General features: G+C 31.0%; 3 protein-coding genes. All 3 read right to left on the reverse strand.

Features of this window, described 5'->3' with window-relative positions; translation table 11 throughout:
* Position 1 precedes the first annotated feature (1 nt).
* Positions 2-1,921 (reverse strand): FAD-dependent oxidoreductase, encoded by a 1,920-nt coding sequence (locus tag ACI32A_RS08830; protein WP_439754691.1) that lies wholly within the window; start codon positions 1,919-1,921, stop codon positions 2-4.
* Between the two features lie 57 nt (positions 1,922-1,978).
* Entirely contained in the window at positions 1,979-4,966 is a 2,988-nt protein-coding gene (locus ACI32A_RS08835; protein ID WP_439754692.1) for an AAA family ATPase, read from the reverse strand.
* Positions 4,963-6,150, reverse strand: a 1,188-nt coding sequence (locus tag ACI32A_RS08840; protein ID WP_439754693.1) for an exonuclease SbcCD subunit D, incomplete at its 5' end; no start/stop codon positions are given. The genes ACI32A_RS08835 and ACI32A_RS08840, both read right to left, overlap by 4 nt.

A 6,150-nucleotide genomic window follows, 5' to 3' on the forward strand; every position in this document is an offset into this window, starting at 1 on the left:
CCTATAAACGAATAGATGCTTCATAAGCACTACCAATCGCATCCTTTAAATTTCCTACTTTATCACAATCACCAATTTGAATTATTCCTTCATTTTCAATTGGAACAGGCACATAACCCATCGCCAACACCAATGAATCTGCATCATCAATCACAACTTCTTTTCCTTTTTGTGAATAAACAATTGTATCCTGGTCTACACGTATCACTTTGGCATTCAATTCAATATGAACGCCTTTTTCCATTAAACGACGCGTTAAAACACTCTTGGCAGCTCCCCCTTCTCCTGTTATTAATGCATTTGTCATTTCTAATATTGTCACATTTCGATTGGCTGGGAATAAGTCATTTACCAGTGGTGCTAAATAATCAGCTGTTTCACATCCCACACTTCCTCCACCAATAATCACAATATTTTTACCTGGCACTTTTCTTCCAGCTAATATATCATCGGCTGTCATTGTATCTTTAAAAGACATAAACGCATCAAATATTTTTGGCTCAGCACCCGTTGTTCCTAAAACAACATAGTCCTTAAATTCATTTTCCAGCATTTCATGGGTCACTTCACAATTCAAACGAATATCCACATTGATTTTCTTTAAACGCGTAACCATAAACTTAATAACTTTGGCTAAATCTTGTTTAGCAATTGGTACACTAGCCAAACGAAGAAGACCACCCATTTCATTTGACTTTTCACACAATACAACTTCGTGTCCACGTTTTGCACAAACATAAGCCGCTTCCATTCCAGCTGGACCTGCTCCAATAACCAATACTTTTTTCTTTTCTTTAGCTGGTTCAATTTTATTGGATTCCACTGAAGGATTCACAGTACAGCCTACTGGTTTTCCAAACATGACCCCTGTTAAACAGCGCCCACATCCAATACAAGGACGAATTTCATCAATTCTTCCCTCAAATGATTTTTGAGCAAATTCACTGTCACATAAATTCGCACGTCCCATCATACAAATATCGGCTTTTCCGTTTTCAATTAATTCATTGGCAATCCAGGCTTCATTGATTCGTCCGACTGTTGAAACTGGAATATGAATGTATTTTTTTATTTCTTCACTCAATAAACAATGAGATCCTTGCTTGGTTCCAGGAGCCGGCATAGAAGAAGCACGTTTAATGGTATTTCCACCAGAACAATGAATAAAATCTACGCCTGCTTTTTCTAGTTGTTTACAAACATAGATCATATCATTGATATTCAATCCACCATCACTGTATTCATCCCCGGAAATACGAACATCAATAATAAAATCATCACCACATTGTTTACGAATTTCTTCAATGACTTCCAAAACAATTCGTAAACGACCATTGATATCGCCACCATATTCATCGTATCGCTTATTATATAAAGGTGTTAAAAAACCACCTAATAAACCATGGGCATGAGCTGCATGCACTTCAACGCCATCACAACCTGCTATTTGGGCTCGCTTTGCGGCTTGTCCAAATTGTTTTACAAGTTCATGAATTTCTTCAATTGTTACAACACGAGGGGCGCTTTTGGCATAATAAGGTCCTACATGACTGGGTGCAATGAGTTGAGGCGTACCTGGTAAAGGAAAAGCCATATATGCTGGATGAAACAACTGTGGCATGATTTTACATCCATATTGATGCACGGCATCTGCTAATTTTTTCCATCCATCAATATAACTATCATCACAAATTGAAATATCACCTGGCAAATATGTATATACAGGTTCAACAGTTGTGACTTCTGTAATAATTAATCCTACACCTCCTTTTGCACGTGAAGCATAATGTTCAATCAAGGCATCGCTAATATAATGATTCTTAGCACAAAGATTTGTTGAAACCGGTGGCATAAAAATACGATTTTTTACCACGGTTTTTCCTATTTGAATAGGTTCAAACAAAGAAGGATATCGATTCATTTTCTTTATCCACTCCCTTCCAATTGATTTTATTATAACACGTAAACGCTTACAAACTTAGAGAAAATTCCATTTCGCATGACTTCCCTTTTCATCTTTTAATACCAGTAATTGATTTTCAATCTGATTCTTTAATTCATTCACATGGGAAATAATACCAATACATTTATTATCCTGTGCCATTTCTTTTAATACCCGAATCGATTGATTTCGACTTGCATCATCTAAAGAACCAAAACCTTCATCAATAAACATCATCTGAATACATAAAGAACTAACATTAGCTTGAATTTGATCGGCCATTCCCAAAGCCAAAGACAAAGCCGCCATAAACGATTCTCCACCCGATAAAGTGGATACATCTCGATTTTGTCCAGTAATTAAAGAATGCACCATTAAATCCAATCCTTCGTTTCTAACTTTTCCAAAGTCATCGCTTTCTTTTAAAATCAGTTGATATTGATAGCCACTTAATTTTTCAAAACGCTGATTGGCGCAAATTAATATTTGTTTCAAATAATAACGCTGAACAAAAGTTTCAATATCCATTTTGGCATCTCTAGATACATTTCCTGAACACTTTTTATAGAGTTTTTCATATTTATTTTGAAGAATTAAGTCTTCTTGAAAAGAAGAAGACACTTTCTTTAATTCTTCATATACACGATGATTTTGTTGATATAAAATCTCTAATTGATTTTTTTCATTTAATATTTTATTCACAATTTGATTTTGAATTTGAAATTGCTGAAATAAAGGCTCTAAAGGAATTTCTTCTTTTTCTTCAATCGATTGAAGAATAGATTCTAGTTTCACTTTTTTCTGATCAAAATCCAAAACCATTTGACAATTAATTTCATAGTCTTTTTTAGATATAGTAGAAATCAATTGAAGAAAAACAGATTGTTCTAAATGATAACGATTTAAAGATTCTTTAAATTGATTTTCAAATTCCATTCCTTCTTTTCGTTTCAATTCCAATAATTTTTCATTTTCAATCAAACGCGATTCACATTGCGAAATCTGATGCGAACAATCATTGATTTGTTTACATTTTTCATCATATAAATTCGAAAATAATTTCATTTTCTTTTCCAGCTGATTTAAACGCGAAACAATTTCATCTTCTGATTGATAATCTTTTATTTGATCTAGAATGGATTTCAATTGAATTTGATATTTCTGTAATTTAGCTGTAATTAATAATTTCTGATTAAATTCCTTTTGACACTTCGCTTCAAGACTCTCTTTTTGATTTATCAAATCCTGTAAATTCCTTTCCAACTTTTCAAATTCATCTTTTTCATTTTTCCTTTTTTCAACCAATTTCCTGATTTCTTCAACTTCTTGTCCTTTACAATCTGATAAAGAATCCATCATCTTATGAAGACTTCCCAAAGAAGAAGATAAAGACTCTAGTTTTGCCTTTTCATTTTCCAATTCTTTCTTAAAAGAATCCACTATTTCTTTGGAAATATCTGTCTGTGGTAAAACACATGGATTGGGATGATGAAAAGAACCACAAACAGGACAAGGCATATTATCTTTTAAATCTTTAGCCAGGAGTCCAGCTTGATTGTTGATATACAATTGAAAAGCTTCATCTTCTTTCATTTTTAAATTTTGAACGATTTCAATTTGATGTTGAAAATCAAGATTCAATTGTTCATATTCCATTTTATATTTTTGATATTGACAAACTTTCTGATAAAAATCATTGATTTCCAGATAATCTTTTACTGCATTCTTATATTGTTCTTTTATCATTTGTTTGTCTTCTATTCTTTGTTTCAATTCATTGCGTTCATCAAAATAACTTTCCCAAATACATTGTTTATTTTTTTCATTCCAAATCTCTATTTCTTTTCGAATTTCTTTTTCTTTTTGAAATAAAGGTAAAATGGATTCACTTTCTTTTTTAAATATTGCATAATTTTGTTTATGAATATCTAATTCTTCTTTTAAAGACATATTATTTTGTTCATATTTATTTTTTTGAAACTTTAATTCAGGTAAAGACTTCTGATCCATTTGTATTTGAGACAAAATACGATTCTGTTCTTGTTGACTTCTTTGATAAGATTCATAAACAGGCTGAATTTCAAAACAATGTTTCATGCATTCATTTTGAGTACGAAGACTCTCCATTTCTTGTATATGCAAACACAAATCATCATATTCTTTTTGAGCTTGTTTCCTTTTTTGAATGGATTCCATATCATTTTTCGCTTGTAAATATTTTTGATGTACTTTGTCTTTTTGAATCACTTGTGCCTGATATTTTTTTTCAATTTCTTCTTTCTTTTTTTGACACTGATCCAATTGTTTCTTTAAATTTTTTAAAAACAAATCAAAGTCAGCTAAATTTCCTTCTTTTAAAGATTCAAGATATTCACTATAAAATGTTACATAACCCAATTGCGTTTGAATAAAAATACGAGTTTCATTATTTTTTTTACTATATTCCTGATATCTTTCTTTTAAAGTTTCAATGATGACATTATATTTTTCTGTATGAAACAATTTACGAAACATTTCTTTTTTCTTATCGCTATCCGATTTTAATAATTCTCGAAATTCACCTTGAGCAATCATGGCAATCTGCATAAATTGAGATTTTGTTAAGCCAACAATGTCTTCTATTCTGGCATTTACATCTTTTTCTGTATAGACAACTCCATCTATATATAATTCCACACTTTCATTGACCCAAATATAATCTTCTCCTTGTTTAGATTTACGTTTTTTTAATCGCTTGTGTTTAGGTTTACGAATGATAGAAATGATTTGATTTCGAATTTCAAAATCAAAACGAACAAAGGGTTCCATTTCAACAGGTGCAAAATCACTTTGAAGATTTGTTTTACTTTTTAAATCTGATCCAGGTTGTCCATATAAGCTAAAAACCATGGCATCAAATAAAGTTGTTTTTCCACTTCCTGTATCTCCACTTATTAAAAATAAATTTTCCTGCATTTGTGAAAAATCAATTTCCTGATGGACAAAAGACCCAAAAGATTGCAGCACTAATTTTAGTGGTTTCATTCCATGCCTCCTATTTCATTAATTATTTTCTGAATAATTTCTTTATCTTGTTCATCTACGTCTTGAATAAATTCACAAATCAATTCAAATGGATTTAAGATTTGCTGGACATTTAAATGCATATCATAGTTCAGTTTAGAACTATATTTTCTTTGTATTTCTAAAACATGAGGAAAACAAGAACGAATTTTTTCTTGCATATCAATAAAATTTAAATCTTTTTGATCCAATAATTCAATACGAACATAATCATCACTATTTTGTGAAATAATATCTTCATAAAATCCTGTAATTGTTCTTATGTTTCGTTTGGGTTTTAAGGGAAGAGACTGAATGGAAACATATCCTTTTTCTTTTATATCCACCATTAAAATTTGTTTAGTTTGATTTTGTTCGCTAATAGAATACGGAAAAATAGAACCTGCATAACGAATATAATGTTCTTTAACAGTCATGGGTTTATGAATATGGCCCAGGGCAACATAATCAAATTTTTGTAGACAGTCACTATAAACTACATCAATATTGCCTACCGTTTGTATTTCGCTTTCACTGCGTTCAATAGATGAAATATCTGTTTTTGGTGGTAAGTATAATTGATGGGAAACTAAAATATTTCTTTGTGTTTCATCTATTTTTTCTTGTTCTAATAAAAGATGAATGGCTTTGTCATACGAAAGAGATTCATCTATGTCCATATTTAAATATTGTTTAACATGACTGGGTCGAACAAATGGAAATAAATAAATAGAATAGGGTCCATATACATCTTTAAAATCAATTTTTTGAATCGGTAAACTACCCACTGTATATACTTTTTGAAGCGATAAAATTTTCTGGTATTGATTGATTCGAAGTCCACTATCGTGATTACCAGCAATGACTAAAATTGCGATGTCTTGTTTTACTTTTCGTATAGCATTTAAAAAGGCATTGTATTGTTCAATAGCATCTGTTGATGGAATGGATTTATCATAAATATCTCCTGCAATCAGTAAACAATCAGGTTGGTATTGTTGAATGTATTGAACTATTTGTAAAAGTATGTCATTTTGGTCTTCAATGAGTTCATAGTTCATTAATCGAATGCCTAAATGTAAATCAGATATATGAAATAAGCGCATAAATACCTGGTATATTGTAATTGACCCATCTAACCGGTCATCTACAATATACTTCTCCTT

The sequence above is a fragment of the Floccifex sp. genome, assembly GCF_051873555.1.
GTDB lineage: Bacteria > Bacillota_I > Bacilli_A > Erysipelotrichales > Erysipelotrichaceae > Floccifex.

Bases quoted from the DNA above. Each gene is read 5' to 3' on its own strand.
- ACI32A_RS08830 (WP_439754691.1), bottom strand. From the start codon at position 1,921: ATGAATCGATATCCTTCTTTGTTTGAACCTATTCAAATAGGAAAAACC.
- ACI32A_RS08835 (WP_439754692.1), bottom strand. From the start codon at position 4,966: ATGAAACCACTAAAATTAGTGCTGCAATCTTTTGGGTCTTTTGTCCAT.